This window comes from Paenibacillus sp. Y859, assembly GCF_056786405.1.
The window spans coordinates 73155-91525 of sequence record NZ_JBXCIZ010000009.1; the positions used below are offsets into that span (position 1 = coordinate 73155).

Here is an 18371-nt window from a genome sequence, read left to right on the forward strand (position 1 = left end):
AGTAGGTGGGAGATGAATTTCGGTTGGCGATATCCAAATACTTCCTTTGTATGATATAATAGAACGAACGTTCCTGATATGATGGAGGTATGACTCATGTTAGTACATAAAGCATACAAATTTCGTATCTATCCAAACAGAAAACAAGCAGAACTCATACATAAGACCATCGGTTGTTCAAGGTTCGTCTTCAACTTTTTCCTTACCAAACAGAAAGAAAAAGATGCCTATTGGTACATCGTTGAAGAAATGAGACAGAATGGTCAACTACCATCCAACAACTGGAAGGGTACCTTTTTCAATAAATATGAGTCTGTCAAAGCTGTGCGTGAATTAAAAAAATACTATTCTTTTCTTAAAGAAGTAGATAGTATTTCCCTTCAAAAATCGGTCGAAAACTTAAGCGATTCATTCCAACGCTATTACAAAAAGCAAAACAAACAACCACGTTTCAAATCAAAAAAGAATCCTGTTCAATCTTATACAACCAAGTATACGAATGGAAATATAGCTGTCATAGAAAATCGCATGAAGTTGCCTAAACTTGGATGTGTTCGCTTTGCCAAAAGTCGTGAAGTCGAAGGTCGCATATTGAGTGCCACTATCAGATGTAATCCATCTGGTAAATACTTTGTTTCTTTAACGACTGAAATCGAAGTCATGAAATTACCTAAAACAAAATCGATCATTGGAATCGATCTAGGCTTACAAGATCTTGCTATTTTCTCGGATGAAACGATCCATTGTAACCCTAAGTTTTTCTACATGTTTGAAAAGGAATTCGTTAGGTTGGTGTTCTTAGGAATCTCCCACTTCAAACAGACCGTAAGGTCGGTTAAGTGGTGAGTAGTTCAATATACGCTGAAAGCCAATACATAGTTCTTATGAAGATGAAGTGATTTCTGACCGAAAACGCTACACCCCTTCCCTATTATCCTGAAGCTGAATTACCGTATGTGCGGCTTCAACTCCATTTACTGTCAGCGTGATACGGTGTTCTCCTGGATAATGACGGCGGGTTGTTAGATCTGCCCAGCGATGCGTTCTGGTACCATTCAGGCGCGCACCACCAGGCACTATTTTATCTGCAAGTAGAAATAGCTTACGGGAGGTCTGCCCTCTCGCCTTCACGAAGTCAATTCCGTATTCTATACGAATTCGCACCGGATTGCCTTCCCGGATATGAAGTTCGTAGCGAAGCTCACAATTCTCACCAATGGATAGTACAGAGTGATCTACTAATAAGGAAGCAAAGGTGACAAGAGATTCACCTTCATTGGCTTTCGCATAACCGAACAATGCTAGTGCCTCCGGATTTGCCTTACGAATTAAGGTTCGGCAAGCATGTCGAATGATCCAGTCCGTATGCGGATGATTGCCGATCCAGCGACGACCCGTATCAAGTACAACCGAAGGGTGGTCTTTGGCGATGTCATTCAGGTTGTTAGCAACGCTCTTAAGAACATAACGCGAAGAATCCTCCTTTAGTAACTCAAGAACTGGCAGTAGTGGAGTTGGGTCAGTCTTGTAAATGGAAAGTGCTTGCCCCCACGGTAGACGAGGACGACACCCTTCGCTTGCAAGGCGCCGGACATGCTCATCTGGATGTTCCGCCCACACTACCATTTGACTCATCATTCGTTCCGGTGAGCGCAACAGAAACGACCTTACAGCAAATTCTGCTGATGACTTTGAAGTGAATCGTTCCAAAGCAATCATGGACAACTCCCAGTGTTCCTCGGCCTGCCCATACACTTCCACGAAATCCGGGAAGAACAGATATGGGAATCCGACGCATGTCTCGTCTATTGCAAATAGTATATTCAATGCCTCATCATACTGAATCGGTAGATTCTTTCCAAGTGTCTCAGTAATCCTCCGAATACGTTCCTTTAACTTAAGCTCATCCCAGCTATTATTTAAGGTAGCGGAAATAAATGCTTCTGTGTCAAATGCCTCATACACGCCATACACCTTTTCGCCAAATTGACGCAGGAATGCTTCGTGATACATATCTTTTAAAGGTTCAGCCATTCGTTATCTCCTCTCGATGATAGTTACAGCGCGACAATGCGAGTATTTTTCCAGATCATCATCTTACATCAATATATTCCCATTAGATCTAGCCAGTGTTAAAATAACAGAAAGGATAACTTAATTAATACCTACCGTTTGGAGGTTTCTATCGTGAAAAATCTTCTGGAAAAGCCCTCAAGTATTCTACTTTTATATTGGCTATCGTAATGTTTGTGATTATTGGATTTGTATTGAAAAGTCAATTGCAAATCAAGATGTTAGATTCTACGGAATTGTCTGGGTTGAAGGTTGAGGATATTGAACTGTTGTATAATATCAATACTATTGATATGACCAAGTATACCAAGAATAACAGTTTCGAAGGTAGGAGTTCTAATAATTCACACTATCAATATTTCGAACATTTTTATATCGTATCCGACGATAGTGGTAATATTGTCAGATTACAGACTTTGTCCGATAAAGGTATACAAAGTTTCGATCGTGGTATTAGCGATTTACACGATGTTGAGAACAAACTTGGAAAGAGTTATGTTGTCAAAAATTACGACTCGGCCCAAGGTCTTACCTCTAGAATATATTACGATAAAGTCAATCGAACCAAAGCTGTTTTTGTATATTCTAAAGCAGATCAAACCTATAAGAAAATAGTGTGGATAATTTTAGAAATATACTAATGAAGTATTGAAGCGAACCCATAAGTGATTCGCTTCGCTAAGTAGTACTTTTCGGTAATCAATAAACCAAGCGTTATATACTCTCCTGCTTTAGTGCATCAATAATATTTTCTCTTTTAACTTTTGAGCTGGAATATAGCATGGATGAACCCACGATGACAAATACCGCAATAATGACATACACGATACTCGTCCATGGAAGTGTGAACCGATAGCTAAAGCTATTCATCAATGCTCTGTGGATCAAATACATAACCGCTATACTGATCGGAAGTCCATAGAGTAACGACTTTATTCCATAAAATACACTTTCATAATTCATCATTTTGTTAAAGCCTTTAGGTGTCATCCCCACAGATTTCAGCATCGCAAATTCACGTTTACGAAGGGATATGCTCGTCGAGATCGTATTAAAAATATTAGCAATTGAGATCGATGTAATTAACACGATAAAGCCATACGTGAATACGGACATTAACAAGATCATTTGTTCTTCTTGTTGTCTATTTTTATAAAGATTATGAACGTAAATATTATTTTCCTTCATTTCCTCGATGTCCTGTTGTGTTGCTATTGGATCGGAGCTTTTCAGATAAAGCCTAGTTTGAACATCGATATTCTCGATATTAGCTGTCAATTCATCTATCACTTGTTCGGAGGTAATGATATTCAAGCCTCCGATTCCCGCCGGATTAGTTCCCATAGGTAATTGATCCGTCAATGCCCCTATTTCCACACTTTTTAATGACGTCTCTTCATTTGTTTCCCAGTTCGAAATGTGCAGATTAATGCTTTGGCCAATCTTCGCATGAATAGTCTTTGTTTCCACATATTTACCTGCTTGAGCATCCTCATAAGGAATCGTATCTACTACAATAGCCGCTAATTTCTCCGGATTTATCAGTTGTTCATAATCTGTTCGAATGGCTTTCGCATAAGCTCTTAGGCTCTGTTCATCTAATGCATCTAGCTTAATTAAGTAAGGATACTTCCCATTCACAAGTATACTAGTATCATTCTTCAGAGTCTCTTGCAATGGATCTGCGATCGCGGTTTCTTCAATCCAAGCGGAGAGTCCTACAACTTTTGACACGCTATATTCTGTAACGTTGTTTAGGGATACGATCGAGTTTATCAATTGATCATCTTTACTAGTCTCCTCATTTCCCATGAATACTTGAATATCATAATTCACGCCCGCCTGAGAGAGCTCAAGTGATTTCTTCAAGTTGTCGGTGAAATAGGATACTGCTAAGAACAACACAATACTAATCACGAGCGAGAACACTGTCGCTTGATATCTACGCCTATTTCTTTTTAAATTTTTCAGACCCAATTCTGCTTCGACACCGAATAGTTTGCGAACGAACTTGGACGTTTTCACTACTTTCCCTGTTAGCTTAACATCGGTTGTTTGACGAATCGCATCAATAGCACTGATCTTAGAAGCTCTTCTTGCTGGTAAATACGTTGAAATGAAAATCGTCAGCATGGAAACGCCACAGGCAACCAATATTGATAATGGTGTGACGGATACCGTTAAACTTTCTGTCATCCCTAATACATCTTGGATCATTGAATTAATGAACAAAAAGGTAATACCGATTCCTACAATACCGCAAATGATTCCAATGGGGATACTGATCAATCCAATAATTGCTCCCTCAAAAAAAACCGAGTTTTTCTTCTGTCGATTCGTAGCTCCTACGCTCGAAAGCATACCTAAATGACGGGATCGTTCTGAAACAGAAATAGCGAACGCATTATATATTAATGAAACAGAACCAATGATAATGATCGTCATAATGATCGCTGACAATGAGAAAAGTGTTCTGCTCAGACCATCGTTATTCGTCATACCATAATAACGTAATAAACTATTATTGAAATCAAAAGAATCAATATTGTGTTTCTTGGCTAAATCCTTTGCGTGAGTGTATAAGGAGCTTTTGACCTTTTTCAATACAACTGTCGCATTAACGGTGTCGTCTGTACCAATCATGCTTTCATCCACATAACTGAGGATCGTGTACCCGGGCGCCCAGGTAGGTTCCCACGTCGGTCGTTTGATGAAGCCTACAACCGTGTAGTTCACCGTTGTTATGTTAGTTAATGTTTCGTGGATCACATCGTTTTCACGTTCTAATTGGGCGGATTGTGTTAGGGCTTGATCATTACCCTCACCTTCTGTCGCAAATCGTTCGCCAACTTCAAGTGCTAAGTGATCTCCAATCTTATATTCTACTTTGGCATTCGTAGCAACGGCCTCCGAAATAACCACTTCATTGGCTGCTAGCGGTAGCCGCCCAGCACTCAATTCAATTGGAAACTGGTTGAAACCTTTTATATTATACTCCTTGATAAATAAATACGGCTTGTTTTCATTTTGACTACCTTCCAAATACGCATAACCACGATCTCTTGAAATGACTAGTGTTTCTGTTGCTTCATCCGTTTTAATCGCTTCAAGCTGAGTTGGGTTCACGTTTTTGTAAAGGACATGCCATTCTCCTTCACTTGCGATACTTTGCTTTTGCAATAATCCCATAAAAGATACAGCAAGAGTTGCAACAGCCGTCACCATGGCCACTGAAATAATGACGCCTATAATGGTAACTAATGTTCGTCGTTTATTTTGTTTTAAATGTCGAATTGTTAATTTATTAACAATGTTCATGGACGAATCACCTCGTCCTTGGCAATCCTTCCATCTTCAATAGTAATGACTCGATCCGCTTGCAGTGCAATCCGTTCATCATGTGTGATGATGATCAACGTTTGATTAAAGGTTTTATTAAACATTTTCAATAAATCAATGATTTCATTACCATTCTTACTGTCTAGATTTCCGGTTGGCTCATCTGCCAGCATAATCGCAGGATTGCTAATCAACGCCCGACCAATCGATACCCGTTGCTGTTGTCCGCCAGAAAGCTGATTGGGCAGATGGTTTAGGCGATTGTCCAAATTTAAAGTCTTCACGATATCAGCAAATTGCTTCTTATCTACCTTATGCCCATCAAGCAATAAAGGTAGTGTAATATTCTCTTCAACGGTTAGGACAGGAATAAGATTATAAAACTGATAGATCAAGCCTATTTGTCTCCGTCTAAAGATCGCTAATTGTGTTTCATTCAGGTTATAAATGTCTGTGTTATCAACCAACACATTTCCACTTGTAGGTCTATCGACACCACCCAGCATGTGCAGAATCGTTGATTTTCCAGATCCAGACGGACCGATAATAGCGACGAACTCCCCCTTTTTCACTGAAAAAGAAACATCATCAAGAGCCTTTACCGCCGTTTCACCTTTCCCATACGTTTTAGAAAGATGTTCAATTTTTAATATATCCATTGTAAGACCTCCATTTATGCTAATGGGATCAGTATAACTAGCTAAGATGACTATCAAGTGACTGTTAAATGACTATCCAGTCACTTAGACGGATTATCGAACTCTATCGTGCTTCGTTTGAGAATCCGTCTTAAGTAACTTGTTTGTAAAACTTAATCCGGAACTGTGTACCTTTCTCTGCATCGCTCTTCACATCAATATCTCCGTTTTGACTTGTAATAATGCTATGAGATAGAGCAAGCCCAATCCCGATACTATCTTCGCTGGCATTCTTTCCTTTATAAAAACGTTGAAAAATATAAGGTATATCTCCTTTGGGGATCCCCTTACCATTATCCGCAATCATAATTTCCGTAAACAGTGCATTTTCTGAAAAAGAAATGGAGAGCTTCCCATCCACTGGGGTGTGCTCTACAGCATTTTTAAAAATATTCATAACGGCTTCCGTTGTCCAATTCAGATCGCCGAGAAATGTGACCGTAGATTCGCCCTTTATTGAGAGTCTTTGTTCCTTAATGTCCATCGGAATGAGCACAGGTTCTAATGCTTTTTGAATAAGCTTTTCCACCGAAATAGACTCTTGTTTAAAATGTACCGTTCCAGCGTCAATCTTTGAAAACTTTAATAACGAAGAAACAAGCCATCCGATTCGTTCGAGTTGAATAATAATATTGTGAGTGAATTCTTTTCTTTTCTCAGTAGGTAATTCTGCATCGCTTAATAAATCTGCCATCACGGTCATGGAGGTAAGTGGGGTTTTGAGCTGATGAGATATATCAGAAATAGCATTGGTAAGTCGTACTTTATCTTGTTGTAAAAGTGAGCTCTGTTCAGATAGCATTAGCGTCACTTTATAAATGTTATTCTTGAGAATACTAAGCTCTCCTTCTTGATTATCACGAACATCAAGTGAATAATCCCCACCACTAATTTGGCGCAAGTAGCCAGAGAGCTTTTCTATTTCACGATAGCTCCATCTGGTAAATACTAAGTTGCAGCCAATTAACGATGCTGATGTGATAAAAGTTAGTATTGCGGCATGTAATGAGATCATCGACGCTGCAACCACTATCGCAACAAAACTGATGCAGCACATCGTAAGTATAATCATTTGGATCTCTCGATTACGTAACATGTTAATCACCTACCTTATAACCTAAACCACGTACTGTTTTGATAATCGTTGGAGCTTGCGGATGATCCTCCAACTTTTCCCGTAATCTTTTTATGTAAACTGTTAACGTATTGTCATTCACGAAGTCTCCTGCCACATCCCAAATCCTTTCTAGTAGCTGACTTCTTGAGAGAACTTGTCCAATATGATTCGCAAAGATCAGCAATAAACGATACTCCAATGCAGTCAATGGAATCTCAATCCCATTCTTATAGACCATTCCTTCAAGCGTATTAATTCTGACATTGTCTATTTCAATAATCGATTTAGTCTGTGTCTGCTTATGGTATCTCCGCAAGACCGACTTGATCCGCGAGAGGAGTTCACGAATACGAAATGGCTTTGTAATATAATCATCTGCTCCCATGTCTAGCCCCATCACAACATTGACCTCATCATCAATCGCGGTTAGGAATATGACTGGAATATCACTTTTCTCTTTCACTATCTTACATAATTCGTATCCACTACCATCAGGCAGTGATAAATCAAATAAACATAAATCGAATTGATCTAACTGTTCTGCTAACACCTTTTTGGCAGATGTAACATCAAAGCAAAGAACTGTGGAGAATTGATCTTGTTGCAGCGAATATTCAAGCCCAGAGGCGATCGTTTTATCGTCTTCCACAAGCAAAATTTTCATTGATAATCATCCTAACTTTATTTTACTTTGAGGAAACTAATGATGAATATTGATTGTATCATAAAATGTCATGTGTACTTAATGAACAAAGAAGAAGCCTCAATAAATGCAGATTCTTCTTATTTGGTAAGTTTGATTACTTACTGTAACACAATCGTATCCCCAACGTTAAGCCCTGAGAGTATCTCTGTTTTGTCTGAAGTTTCCAGTCCAATCTCTATATCTCTTCGTTCATATTGACCATTGCCCATGTCCAGCATAACGTAAGCTATGTCACCCTCACGGATAATTGCAATATTAGATACAACGGTGGCCTTCTCCTTGCGGACGGTCTCAATCTCACCATTCAGACTAAGGCCACCAATAAGATGCTCGTTAGGTTGAAGGGTGATGACTACTTCAAATTGGGGCACTGCATTCGTATTATTCTCGCCTGCAGCGGTGACAGCAAATTTAGATACCTTAGTCACCTCTCCAGACAGTTCTAATTCTTTCAACGTAGTCATTTTCACGACAACCTTCATACCTTCTTTAATACGAAAAATATCCTGTTCGCCCACTAGAGCAATGAATTCAAGCTTATTCAAATCAACAATTTTACCAATGTATTGGTTATCTGTAACGGAATGCGGACGCTCACTCGTGCTGTCATATAAGAAAATACCGGTTGCTGGGGATTTATAGACCGCTGTTTTTAGCTTATCTTTCTTCTCTGCAAGCTCCTGCTTCTGGATATCCGCGTTCAGTTTATTCAACTCATCATTTTGTTGGCTTACGAATTCATTCAGTTCCGCCTCCAACTTTGCCTTACGATTTGTTGTTTCTTGCAATGCAATTTCATTCTTTAGTGTTGATTGATCTAGTATATACAGCACATCACCTTTCTTTACCTGATCTCCATTTTCAACTTTCCATTCCGTTACCTTGGAAGCGAACGGGGCATATACGAGTGTCTCCTGCTCATACTTTGACTTCCCTTTTACCTGCACAGAACTGGTTATCGTTTCTTGAGTCACTTCAAAAGGGATAGCTTGCGGAATATCCATCGGTTCCATTTGTTCATTTGATTTATTCATGGTGAAAAATACAGTAACCCCAATTCCTAAAACGATCAATACTATTATGATCCACTTTATGATCCTCTTCATTCATTCGGCTTCCTCTCAACTTGAAATTACTAATCTCGCTTAATTGCCGTCAACGCATCGGTTCTGGATGCACTAATTGCCGGATAAATTCCCGATAATACCCCTGTCATTAAGGCAAAAGCTATGCCCACCGGGAGCGTCATAATCGGAATAAATATAATATCGCCTTCACTTGGATCTGTGCCTGCTTGTGTGCCAACAAGTTGATTAATCCCAAATACAATCAAGTAGGATATCAGTACACCCAAAATACCACCCATTAATCCGAGCAAAGCAGCCTCAGTAATAAACATATTGCGGATTTGCCCCATGTTGGCTCCTAGAACCTTCATAATGCCGATCTGACGTCTTCGCTGATGTGTAGACATGGTCATCGCAACGATAATGGAAATTGAAGCTATGATTAGCGCCCCACCAGTATCGTAAACGATGGATCAATCATTGTTTTCGTCTGGAACTTGCTGCTACAAACGTTCATAATCCAATAAATACTTAGCAATTGCCCGAGAAACAGCAGATATGACAAAAACTAAAGTACTTTTACCGATTAGAACATCCATTCTTGCCATTACATTAGCCTCCATTCTATCCCCATATTGCATGAATTCAGATTGCTCAGTAAATAAAAGAATGCTTGGCATACATCTATAAAGCAAAAATCAGTTATTGACATCGCACGCCCCCTGGTGATATATTGTGCATGCACAACATGCACAATAATAAAGGGGTGAAGAAAATGTACGTGTTAGATGTTAAAAATATAACAAAAAAGTATGAACACTTTTCGTTACAAGACGTCTCTTTTCAACTAGAAAAAGGTTATATTATGGGCTTTATCGGAATCAATGGCGCAGGGAAAACAACGACCATCAAATCGCTTCTGAATTTAATCAGTTTGGACAGCGGGGAGATACATATTCTGGGGAGGAACATTAAGGAGCACGAAGTCGAATTGAAACAAGAAATAGGCTACGCCTTTGGAGACATCGACTTTTACACCCGCAGTAAAATCAAAACGTTAACGAAAATAATCAAAACATTTTACCGGAATTGGAACGATGAAACCTATCATAAATATCTGAAAAAATTCAATCTGAATGAAAATAAAAAAATAGCCGAATTATCAACCGGAATGAAGGTCAAATACAACCTGGCCCTTGCTATGTCGCATGGTGCCAAACTTCTTATATTGGATGAGCCGACAAGCGGACTTGATCCGGCTGCCAGAGACAATCTGCTGGGTATTTTTCAAGAGCTTGTACAAGACGGAGAAATTAGCATCCTGTTCTCCACCCACATCACATCTGACCTGGAGAAATGCGCCGATTATATTACCTATCTCCATAACGGCCAGATTATCAATAGCGCCATGAAAGAAGATTTTGTGGATGCGTATCGTCTGTTGCATGGTAAAACAGAACAGCTAGAGTTAATCAAAGACCGCTTGATTTCCTACAAAATCAATTCTTTCGGCTTCACAGGTTTGATTCATACCAAAGATTATGATCCGTCCTCAGGTATTAGTTCCACCGTCCCTAATCTTGAGGGAATTATGATTAACTACTCGAGAAAGGATGAGGTATATGTATAACCTGCTGCTGAAAGAACTAAAATTAGGTGTAAGTCCTTTCTTTTACGTACTGCCGTTTTTGCTAGGTGCTTTAATGCTAATTCCGGGATGGCTTTATTTTATTGTTATTCTTTACTTTTGCTTTATTACGATACCGAATATATTCGGAGGCTATAAAAGTCAGAATGATCTTATGTTCTCAAGCATGCTGCCTGTAACTAAAAAGGATGTAGTCAAAGCGAAGGTAGCTTTTATCGTCATTCTGGAATTATTGCATGTTGTTACCGCTGTTATCTATGGGCTGATTAGTGTCCGCATCTATACGGATGCTGATTACTTTTTCTTTGCTCCATCCATTGGTTTTTGGGGCCTGTGTCTGATCATGCTGGGGATCTTCAATATCATCTTTTTTCCTATGTATTACAAGACTGCGTATAAATACGGCGCTGCTTCGATTGTATCCATGATTGCTGCCACACTGTTCGCCGGGGCCGCTGAATGGCTGGGCATACAAAACCCGACAATGTATGATCTATTCAAAGGAAACGGTGCTGACAATTTGGCCATTCAGCTCTCTATCCTGCTCGTTGGCATTGGCATTTTTGCAATACTTACGATTTTCGCTTATCATATTTCCAATAAACGATTTGTTAAAGTGGAAATTTAATGAACATTGATATTTCGAACACATCTGAGAAACCGATCTATCAACAAATATTCGAACAAATCAGCGCCCAGATTCTCAAGGATGAGTTGGAAAGCGGCTATAGTTTGCCGCCCATCCGTCAAGCAGCCGTCGAGCTTCGTGTCAGTATCATTACCGTGAAAAAAGCATGGGAAGAGCTCGAACGATGCGGTTTGATTTATACGGTGACTGGTAAAGGCTGTTTTGTCACCGAGCTTTCATCCGATGAGATGCTCCAGAAGCGTAATGAAATGATTCTGAAACAGATGACGGTCGACATTTCCTATTACAAATCCTTTGGGCTCACCATAGAAGAAGTGTTTGAGCTTATGAAGGAAGTTTATTGATAGTGTTTTCCAATCTTTTATAAGGGCTGTCCCAAAAGTAGATTTTCTACTAGCGGAGACAGACGCTATTCATTCTCAAAACAGTAAAAATCAATAGAGCAGCGATTCTCCGGTTATTGGAGGATCGCTGCTCTGCGTTTTTCGTCATTTGCGGCTTGCTTCAGTAGATTATGGGCAAGTGAAAGCCAACCGACCTCAAGCGTCACTTTTTCCTTGCCGCGAAGCAGAAACCTCCGGAATCCCGGTGGTTTTTCAATTGTCCAAATACACTTTCTGGCTCCGTCATCGGCGTACAGCCAAGGCGTAACCTTCCTCGCTTCGCAGAATTTCCCGAGCCTGATTCTGGCACCTCAGTCGTTCCAAACTGATAACCACTTCCCGATTTCCTGTTGCCTTCGTACAACGATCCTTTAGTGGACAGCCTTCGCAGTTTTCGCTTCGGTAATGACGTTTTTGAATTTCATATCCACTTGGTTCGGTCCCAATATGTACATTGTTACCTGGTTTGAGTTTTTCGCTGTTAATTTCGGAGGACTCACCAAGTTCAGCGAGATCTTTACCTTGATATTGGTGCTCTTCTTGGTGTTCTGCGGCTTCAATCGTGGCAAACAGCCACATGAACGGAATGTTTTCTCGGATAGATTTTGCAATTTGACGGGAGGAATAGATTCGCTGGGTGTAGGCGTAAATGATGACTTTGCTAAGCATTTTAGGGTGATAGCTGTCACGTCCACCACCGGGATAAGCTGCGTCAAAGATGGCATCGTCCAGCCGATTTACGGCAGCATTGACAAGACGAACGAGGTGATTTTGTGGAATTTCTTCTTCTAAATCCATTGGTAAGAAAAGTTGCAAAAATATGCTTGAATTAGCGCAGAGGACGGAACGATTTCGTAAAAGCGATAACGGTCGCCTAAAAGCTTTCCAAAGGAAAGCTACTTCGAAAGCATACACTGTCTCCGAATTTCAACCGTTGAGAGGTTTCAATCCAGAAATTTGGAGACCACAGCGATTGGAGAAATGGTCCGTTCGCGAAAGCGTCCTCTCAGATAACTAACTTTCCTCATACAAAAAAAGGGACCCTATCCATTTTCATGACTTATGGGACAGCCCCTATTTCTTTCATTGAATTTCTACCTGATGATCATTATTTAATCTTTATAAGATAAAACACATCAAACAATAGAATCTAAGTCTCTCGATTGCGCAGCAATTAATCACCATACTTATATCCTAGACCGCGTACTGTTTTGAACAATGAAGGATGTTACGGATACGTACCCCACCTTAATTTTGATAGTATAACAACGCAATAGGAAAATAGACCTCTCCCATGCCTTCCTCCTGAATTAGGGTGCGACTTTAGATACTTATAAATTTTGGAATATATGCTATGTTTACTGGCTGGTTGGGGATTGGCATATTTCGACACGCGGGGCATTCGATGTGCGAGTTTATAACCTTTGGATATGCGTGTCTTTAAAATCTGTTTCGTATTTTAATCCATAGCCCATCATTCGGTCCATTCCTATATGAACGATCCAGATGAAGCCGATCATAATGAGGAAGTTGACAGAGAACACCAGTCCCGCCAGTAACAACAGAAAAGGTGTGACGAACGTATGGGCAAAATTATACAGATACGCACCCGTCTTTTTGTTGACCGCATATCCGATCATGAACACGTCGGGCACCATCAGCAGTAGCAGGAAGATTACCCAGTTGTACCCATTGGAAAAGTACAAATATGTGCCTAGTGCTAATACGACCAATCCTTCGATTCTAATTAATTTCTTATTCATGGTTTTATTCTCCTTTTTCCTGGGCTGCAGATCTAACTCCGTCAAGCATCCAACCGATTCCCCGCGATACCTGCTCGAGGGAGATCGGCTCTGGAGACAGCGGTACAGGAGCTTGAAGCGTCAATCCGTCGATAACGGCCTGGATCAGTGACGCTAAAGTCTCCTTTTCACTCCGGTCCATCTGCAGCTCCATGCGATCGATGATCTCCATAATGCCCGACTTCATTTCCTTGTACAGTTCCAGCAACTCTTTGGCTAGCTTTTCGTTATTCACACTCTCCGTCCAAAGGCTGATCAATAACGTGAACCACTCTGGGTTTTCTTTTCGAAATTCAACGACATGGAGCAACCCTTGCTGTAGAATCTCCGCAGGAGATACCTGAAGATCTAGCTTCGCGAAGGCCGCCTTCATTCCTTTGTTGATCATCCACTCCCTAACCACTTCGACCAGCAGCGTTTCTTTTGTGGTGAAATGGTATCCGATCAGCCCTTGAGCGACGCCCGCCTTGGCCGCAATGTCTTTCATGGTCGCTTTCGTGTAGCCCACCTGTCCGAATAACGTGAATGCCGCTTGCATGATGGCGCTTCTTCGTTCGTCCTGGTTGGGCGGTTGTGTTTTTGTCATTAGCTCGCTCACTCCAATACTGTTTGATTGTACAGTCAGTTAATATATATCCATCGTAAGACTATTTGTTCGAACAGTCAATAGTTTAAAGTGGAATACTTCTAGGGTATGTAGTTTATGAAGAAGATTGAACTCTACTTTGCAGCAAGCTTATTACATGGATTACAAGATTCTGATACTTGCACAACAAAAGGCACCCCCTAATGAGTGCCTTGAAATACGCTATAGATTATCTGTTAACCATTCAAGTCAACGGTTTGGTTCAAATTTGATCCATCTGATCCTTTTCCTGTGATTTTTGAGAATAGCTGCTTCACCATTTTCGTTTTACTTCCCGTTTCCCAATATTCGGCCGACTCCGCTCTTACTTTTATCAAAACCAGATTAGGATCGTCTGGAGTAGTCTCTAGCAGCTTCTCGTAAGCAATGTTCCAGAATTCTTTTATTTGGGCCGGACTCTGCACTAACTCTGCTTCTCCTCGTATCGACACGTAAGACTTATCTACATAAGCTACATTCACATTTCGATTTCGGAGGAGTTCCTGATATTTGTTAGTATCTTTTTTCGTCAGGAACCACAGATCATCATCGAATTCAACTTCTTGAGTCTTCATTGGACGTGACACCAATCCTTGCTCCGTTACCGTCGTGAGCATAGCTGTGCTGATCCCTTTAATCAGATCCCTGACTGCCTCAATCGCCTCTTGGTTTGACAATGAATGATTCGACATGTGTATCACCTCATTTGGTTTTTCCTTCTTTATTTGTATTAGACATATACGGCGCAAATCTAAGAAAGTAAGCTGATAGCAGGTATAGAGTGATGCTGATAAGAGTTTAAGATACACATCTATGTTTTCAGTTTGATCATTCTTCATAATATCTAAACCTACGACTTATCTTCTCAATAATTGAAATTTCGGCATGGTTCTCCCTATCCCTTCATTCCTCCTGCACCTTCCATAACTCTATAATGTACTTAATGAACAAAGAAGAACCCGCAATAAATGCAGATTCTTCTTATTTGGTAAGTTTGATTACTTACTGTAACACAATCGTATCCCCAACGTTAAGCCCTGAGAGTATCTCTGTTTTGTCTGAAGTTTCCAGTCCAATCTCAATATCTCTGCGCTCATATTGACCATTGCCCATATCCAGCATAACGTAAGCTATGTCACCCTCACGTATAACAGCAATATTGGATACTACGGTGGCCTTCTCCTTGCGGACGGTCTCAATCTCACCATTCAGACTGAGGCCACCAATAAGATGCTCGTTAGGTTGAAGGGTGATGACTACTTCAAATTGGGGCACTGCATTCGTATTATTCTCGCCTGCAGCGGTGACAGCAAATTTAGATACCTTAGTCACCTCTCCAGACAGTTCTAATTCTTTCAACGCAGTCATTTTCACGACAACCTTCATACCTTCTTTAATACGAAAAATATCCTGTTCGCCCACTAGAGCAATGAATTCAAGCTTATTCAAATCAACAATTTTACCAATGTATTGGTTATCTGTAACGGAATGCGGACGCTCACTCGTGCTGTCATATAAGAAAATACCGGTTGCTGGGGATTTATAGACCGCTGTTTTTAGCTTATCTTTCTTCTCTGCAAGCTCCTGCTTCTGGATATCCGCGTTCAGTTTATTCAACTCATCATTTAACCGTCCTGTCTCTTGGGCTGCAAGTGCCTTTAAGCGTTCCGCCTCTGTCGCTCCAAGAGCTGTTTCCTCATCATTCTGTTGGCTTACGAATTCATTCAGTTCCGTCTCCAACTTTGCCTTACGATTTGTTGCTTCTTGCAATGCAATTTCATTCTTTAGTGTTGATTGATCCAGTATATACAGCACATCACCTTTTTTTACTTCACCACCATTTTCAACTTTCCATTCCGTTACCTTGGAAGCGAACGGGGCGTATACGAGTGTCTCCTGCTCATACTTTGACTTCCCTTTTACCTGCACAGAACTGGTTATCGTTTCTTGAGTCACTTCAAAAGGGATAGCTTGCGGAATATCCATCGGTTCCATTTGTTCATTTGATTTATTCATGGTGAAAAACACAGTAACCCCAATTCCAAAAACGATCAATACTATTATGATCCACTTTATGATCCTCTTCATTCATTCGGCTTCCTCTCAACTTGAAATTACTAATCTCGCTTAATTGCCGTCAACGCATCGGTTCTGGATGCACTAATTGCTGGATAAATTCCCGATAGCACCCCTGTCATTAAGGCAAAAGCTATGCCCACCGGGAGCGTCATAATCGGAATAAATATAATATCGCCTTCACTTGGATCTGTGCCTGCTTGTGTGCCAACAAGTTGATTAATCCCAAATACAATCAAGTAGGATATCAGTACACCCAAAATACCACCCATTAATCCGAGCAAAGCAGCCTCAGTAATAAACATATTGCGGATTTGCCCCATGTTGGCTCCTAGAACCTTCATAATACCGATCTGACGGCGTCGCTGATGTGTAGACATGGTCATCGCAACGATAATGGAAATTGAAGCTATGATTAGAATAAATACCCCTACACCCAAGGCTACTTTTTTGACCATGTCGAACTGTTGCGCTAACATCTCTTCTTGATATAAATTCGTATTCGTATTTAACGTCAGCTTCTGTATAAGTTGCTCCAACTGCACGATGTTATCTTTGTTATCTACCTTCACAATAACAGAGTTATAGATTCCTGCTTGTCCAGCAGTACCATTGTGGAGATTCAACTCATCGACTAGCCGCTCAGCGGTTTCAAGTGACACATAGATAACTTTGTCGTAGGCGATCATCCAATCCTCGATTCCTGCAGCCTTGTTAAGAATACCGCTAACACGTAGAGGACTGCTGCTATAGGTCTGCCCATTCATCGAGGAATAGTCCTGAACTTGCAGTTGAATCTGTTGCTGATACATTTCTGATGGTAAGACATTTAAGCTATCATACTGCTCCCTTAGTTGATGATTATATGGATCGTTATTGAATCCATCGAATATTTTTTGTCGTGTCTCAGCATCGATCAAGCCCAGTGTGGCACCATAACTGAGAACTGCCGTTCCCGCCAAATCAGAGCCTCCCCCTTGCATAAAGGTTTTATCAAATTCCGTCAGCAGGCGTAGATCCGTTGCTATAACCTGAACATCCGCTACTCTGTTATCAATGGTGTACATTGGGATATGCCCTATTTCTTGAAAAGGAGCAGCAGCAGTCACGTGGTTCAATCCTTGGATAATATCCAACTTTTGACGGGTTAATCTCCCAGGATCTAGACTACTATTTACCTCAGATCCGCCGCCACCGTTACCACCACCTTGAGAAGGGATTCCGCTATTAGGCATCACTGTGATTTCGTCCATTTTAAAATATTGGTTCATTGTTTTCTCTGCATAACTCTGCGCAGATTCCCCAAGGCTTAAGGCAACAATGATTGCCGCACAGCCAATGGATATACCAGCCATGCACAGACCTGTGACAACTTTCCGGCGTCTGACCTGATCCCAAGCCAAGCGTGAAATATCACTAATTCTCAATGTTTGTCACCCCTTGGGTTACCATTTCAGCAGAAGTTCCCTTTTCTGTTACCAAATAACCGTCACGAAGTGTAAAAATCCGCTGCATTTGTTCTGCTACATCCGTTTCATGTGTTACAACAATAAAAGTAGTGTCCATTGTCTTATTCAGTTGAAGTAATATGCTAATAATTTCTTCTTCTGTCTTCGAATCAAGATTACCAGTTGGTTCATCAGCGAAGATGACGGACGGCTCGGTAATCAAGGATCGTGCGATACTAACACGCTGTTGCTGTCCACCCGATAACTGCGAAGGAAACAAATCAGCTTTGTCTGGAATGCCGACCTTCTCTAATAACGCGAGAGATTTCTGCTTGCGTATGGATGGAGAAACAGAATGGAACACCAATGGCAATTCCACATTCTCTCGCACAGTCAGACTAGTGATTAACTCATAAGCTTGAAAGATAAAACCTATATGCTTTCTTCGGAATATAGAAAGCTTGTTCTCATTCATCTTAACGATATTATGATCGGCAATGTGAATTTCGCCTTCTGTCGGTTTCATCAAGCCGGCCATTAGATTCAATAGCGTGGATTTACCGGAGCCTGAGCTACCTAGCAGAGCCACCATCTCTCCCTGTTTCACTTCAAAGTTAATGTTATGAAGCACTGGCGTCCATTCATTACCATTCTTAAATGAGTGTGTTATATTATCGACTCGCAACATAATAAGTACTGCTCCTTCTTGTAGGGGATGTTCAAAAAATCATCTTTTGAAT

17 protein-coding genes and 3 pseudogenes are annotated in these 18371 nt (G+C 40.7%); 5 read left to right on the top strand and 15 right to left on the bottom strand.

Going from position 1 to position 18371, the window contains the following annotated elements; translation table 11 throughout:
* Window positions 1–96: 96 nt before the first annotated feature.
* Window positions 97–786 (top strand): annotated as a pseudogene (locus tag AC1TO8_RS17370) (RNA-guided endonuclease TnpB family protein); the annotation flags it as partial.
* A gap of 129 nt (window positions 787–915) precedes the next feature.
* Here AC1TO8_RS17370 and AC1TO8_RS17375 read toward each other — a convergent pair.
* Window positions 916–2034 (bottom strand): DNA alkylation repair protein, encoded by a 1119-nt coding sequence (locus AC1TO8_RS17375; RefSeq protein WP_482056885.1) that lies wholly within the window; start codon window positions 2032–2034, stop codon window positions 916–918.
* Window positions 2035–2231: 197 nt separating this feature from the next.
* On the opposite strand from AC1TO8_RS17375, the gene AC1TO8_RS17380 reads away from it, so the two are divergent.
* The gene (locus tag AC1TO8_RS17380) at window positions 2232–2714 is read left to right on the top strand and encodes a peptidase M56 (RefSeq protein ID WP_482056886.1); all 483 of its coding nucleotides are present in this window, start codon (window positions 2232–2234) and stop codon (window positions 2712–2714) included.
* Window positions 2715–2787: 73 nt separating this feature from the next.
* Here AC1TO8_RS17380 and AC1TO8_RS17385 read toward each other — a convergent pair whose 3' ends face one another.
* From AC1TO8_RS17385 to AC1TO8_RS17415, 7 genes and pseudogenes are all read right to left on the bottom strand, one after another.
* On the bottom strand, window positions 2788–5391 hold the full coding sequence (locus AC1TO8_RS17385) for an ABC transporter permease (RefSeq protein ID WP_482056887.1): 2604 nt from the start codon (window positions 5389–5391) through the stop codon (window positions 2788–2790).
* Window positions 5388–6071: an ABC transporter ATP-binding protein gene (locus AC1TO8_RS17390; protein WP_482056888.1), complete on the bottom strand. Its 684-nt coding sequence runs from the start codon at window positions 6069–6071 to the stop codon at window positions 5388–5390. The genes AC1TO8_RS17385 and AC1TO8_RS17390 overlap by 4 nt, the downstream gene beginning before the upstream one ends.
* Before the next feature lie 130 nt (window positions 6072–6201).
* Window positions 6202–7206, bottom strand: a complete 1005-nt coding sequence (locus AC1TO8_RS17395) for a sensor histidine kinase (RefSeq protein ID WP_482056889.1) — start codon at window positions 7204–7206, stop codon at window positions 6202–6204.
* 1 nt (window position 7207) lies between these two features.
* Window positions 7208–7891, bottom strand: a complete 684-nt coding sequence (locus AC1TO8_RS17400) for a response regulator transcription factor (RefSeq protein WP_482056890.1) — start codon at window positions 7889–7891, stop codon at window positions 7208–7210.
* A gap of 140 nt (window positions 7892–8031) precedes the next feature.
* Complete coding sequence (locus tag AC1TO8_RS17405) at window positions 8032–9039, bottom strand: efflux RND transporter periplasmic adaptor subunit (RefSeq protein ID WP_482056891.1); 1008 nt, start codon at window positions 9037–9039, stop codon at window positions 8032–8034.
* A gap of 29 nt (window positions 9040–9068) precedes the next feature.
* A pseudogene (locus AC1TO8_RS17410) lies at window positions 9069–9446 on the bottom strand (ABC transporter permease); the annotation flags it as partial.
* A gap of 57 nt (window positions 9447–9503) precedes the next feature.
* Window positions 9504–9680: a hypothetical protein gene (locus AC1TO8_RS17415; RefSeq protein ID WP_482056892.1), complete on the bottom strand. Its 177-nt coding sequence runs from the start codon at window positions 9678–9680 to the stop codon at window positions 9504–9506.
* Between the two features lie 95 nt (window positions 9681–9775).
* On the opposite strand from AC1TO8_RS17415, the gene AC1TO8_RS17420 reads away from it, so the two are divergent.
* Genes AC1TO8_RS17420 through AC1TO8_RS17430 form a run of 3 tightly spaced genes read left to right on the top strand, consistent with a single transcriptional unit; the run spans window position 9776 to window position 11641 of the window.
* Window positions 9776–10630, top strand: a complete 855-nt coding sequence (locus AC1TO8_RS17420) for an ABC transporter ATP-binding protein (RefSeq protein ID WP_482056893.1) — start codon at window positions 9776–9778, stop codon at window positions 10628–10630.
* Window positions 10623–11276 carry an ABC-2 transporter permease gene (locus tag AC1TO8_RS17425; RefSeq protein ID WP_482056894.1) on the top strand — a complete coding sequence of 218 codons (654 nt, stop codon included), beginning with the start codon at window positions 10623–10625 and terminating at the stop codon, window positions 11274–11276. Before AC1TO8_RS17420 ends, AC1TO8_RS17425 begins: the two co-directional genes overlap by 8 nt.
* Entirely contained in the window at window positions 11276–11641 is a 366-nt protein-coding gene (locus tag AC1TO8_RS17430; RefSeq protein ID WP_482056895.1) for a GntR family transcriptional regulator, read from the top strand. The genes AC1TO8_RS17425 and AC1TO8_RS17430 overlap by 1 nt, the downstream gene beginning before the upstream one ends.
* 113 nt (window positions 11642–11754) lie before the next feature.
* On the opposite strand, the pseudogene AC1TO8_RS17435 reads toward AC1TO8_RS17430, so the two are convergent.
* The 7 genes and pseudogenes from AC1TO8_RS17435 to AC1TO8_RS17465 form a co-directional block, all read right to left on the bottom strand.
* Window positions 11755–12478, bottom strand: a pseudogene (locus tag AC1TO8_RS17435) (transposase).
* Between the two features lie 617 nt (window positions 12479–13095).
* Window positions 13096–13443: a DUF4260 domain-containing protein gene (locus AC1TO8_RS17440; RefSeq protein ID WP_482056896.1), complete on the bottom strand. Its 348-nt coding sequence runs from the start codon at window positions 13441–13443 to the stop codon at window positions 13096–13098.
* A gap of 4 nt (window positions 13444–13447) precedes the next feature.
* Window positions 13448–14068 (bottom strand): TetR/AcrR family transcriptional regulator, encoded by a 621-nt coding sequence (locus AC1TO8_RS17445; RefSeq protein WP_482056897.1) that lies wholly within the window; start codon window positions 14066–14068, stop codon window positions 13448–13450.
* A gap of 236 nt (window positions 14069–14304) precedes the next feature.
* Window positions 14305–14799: a pyridoxamine 5'-phosphate oxidase family protein gene (locus tag AC1TO8_RS17450; RefSeq protein WP_482056898.1), complete on the bottom strand. Its 495-nt coding sequence runs from the start codon at window positions 14797–14799 to the stop codon at window positions 14305–14307.
* 310 nt (window positions 14800–15109) lie between these two features.
* Entirely contained in the window at window positions 15110–16195 is a 1086-nt protein-coding gene (locus tag AC1TO8_RS17455) for an efflux RND transporter periplasmic adaptor subunit (protein WP_482056899.1), read from the bottom strand.
* A gap of 29 nt (window positions 16196–16224) precedes the next feature.
* Window positions 16225–17610 (bottom strand): ABC transporter permease, encoded by a 1386-nt coding sequence (locus AC1TO8_RS17460; RefSeq protein ID WP_482056900.1) that lies wholly within the window; start codon window positions 17608–17610, stop codon window positions 16225–16227.
* The gene (locus AC1TO8_RS17465; protein ID WP_482056901.1) at window positions 17600–18319 is read right to left on the bottom strand and encodes an ABC transporter ATP-binding protein; all 720 of its coding nucleotides are present in this window, start codon (window positions 18317–18319) and stop codon (window positions 17600–17602) included. The genes AC1TO8_RS17460 and AC1TO8_RS17465 overlap by 11 nt, the downstream gene beginning before the upstream one ends.
* Window positions 18320–18371: the final 52 nt, after the last annotated feature.

Excerpts from the sequence above, each read along its gene's own strand:
- AC1TO8_RS17455 (WP_482056899.1), bottom strand. The coding sequence starts at position 16,195 with ATGAAGAGGATCATAAAGTGGATCATAATAGTATTGATCGTTTTTGGA.
- AC1TO8_RS17445 (WP_482056897.1), bottom strand. The coding sequence starts at position 14,068 with ATGACAAAAACACAACCGCCCAACCAGGACGAACGAAGAAGCGCCATC.
- AC1TO8_RS17385 (WP_482056887.1), bottom strand. The coding sequence starts at position 5,391 with ATGAACATTGTTAATAAATTAACAATTCGACATTTAAAACAAAATAAA.
- AC1TO8_RS17465 (WP_482056901.1), bottom strand. The coding sequence starts at position 18,319 with ATGTTGCGAGTCGATAATATAACACACTCATTTAAGAATGGTAATGAA.
- AC1TO8_RS17415 (WP_482056892.1), bottom strand. The coding sequence starts at position 9,680 with ATGCCAAGCATTCTTTTATTTACTGAGCAATCTGAATTCATGCAATAT.
- AC1TO8_RS17405 (WP_482056891.1), bottom strand. The coding sequence starts at position 9,039 with ATGAAGAGGATCATAAAGTGGATCATAATAGTATTGATCGTTTTAGGA.
- AC1TO8_RS17450 (WP_482056898.1), bottom strand. The coding sequence starts at position 14,799 with ATGTCGAATCATTCATTGTCAAACCAAGAGGCGATTGAGGCAGTCAGG.
- AC1TO8_RS17375 (WP_482056885.1), bottom strand. The coding sequence starts at position 2,034 with ATGGCTGAACCTTTAAAAGATATGTATCACGAAGCATTCCTGCGTCAA.
- AC1TO8_RS17395 (WP_482056889.1), bottom strand. The coding sequence starts at position 7,206 with ATGTTACGTAATCGAGAGATCCAAATGATTATACTTACGATGTGCTGC.
- AC1TO8_RS17420 (WP_482056893.1), top strand. The coding sequence starts at position 9,776 with ATGTACGTGTTAGATGTTAAAAATATAACAAAAAAGTATGAACACTTT.
- AC1TO8_RS17425 (WP_482056894.1), top strand. The coding sequence starts at position 10,623 with ATGTATAACCTGCTGCTGAAAGAACTAAAATTAGGTGTAAGTCCTTTC.
- AC1TO8_RS17430 (WP_482056895.1), top strand. The coding sequence starts at position 11,276 with ATGAACATTGATATTTCGAACACATCTGAGAAACCGATCTATCAACAA.
- AC1TO8_RS17390 (WP_482056888.1), bottom strand. The coding sequence starts at position 6,071 with ATGGATATATTAAAAATTGAACATCTTTCTAAAACGTATGGGAAAGGT.
- AC1TO8_RS17440 (WP_482056896.1), bottom strand. The coding sequence starts at position 13,443 with ATGAATAAGAAATTAATTAGAATCGAAGGATTGGTCGTATTAGCACTA.
- AC1TO8_RS17400 (WP_482056890.1), bottom strand. The coding sequence starts at position 7,891 with ATGAAAATTTTGCTTGTGGAAGACGATAAAACGATCGCCTCTGGGCTT.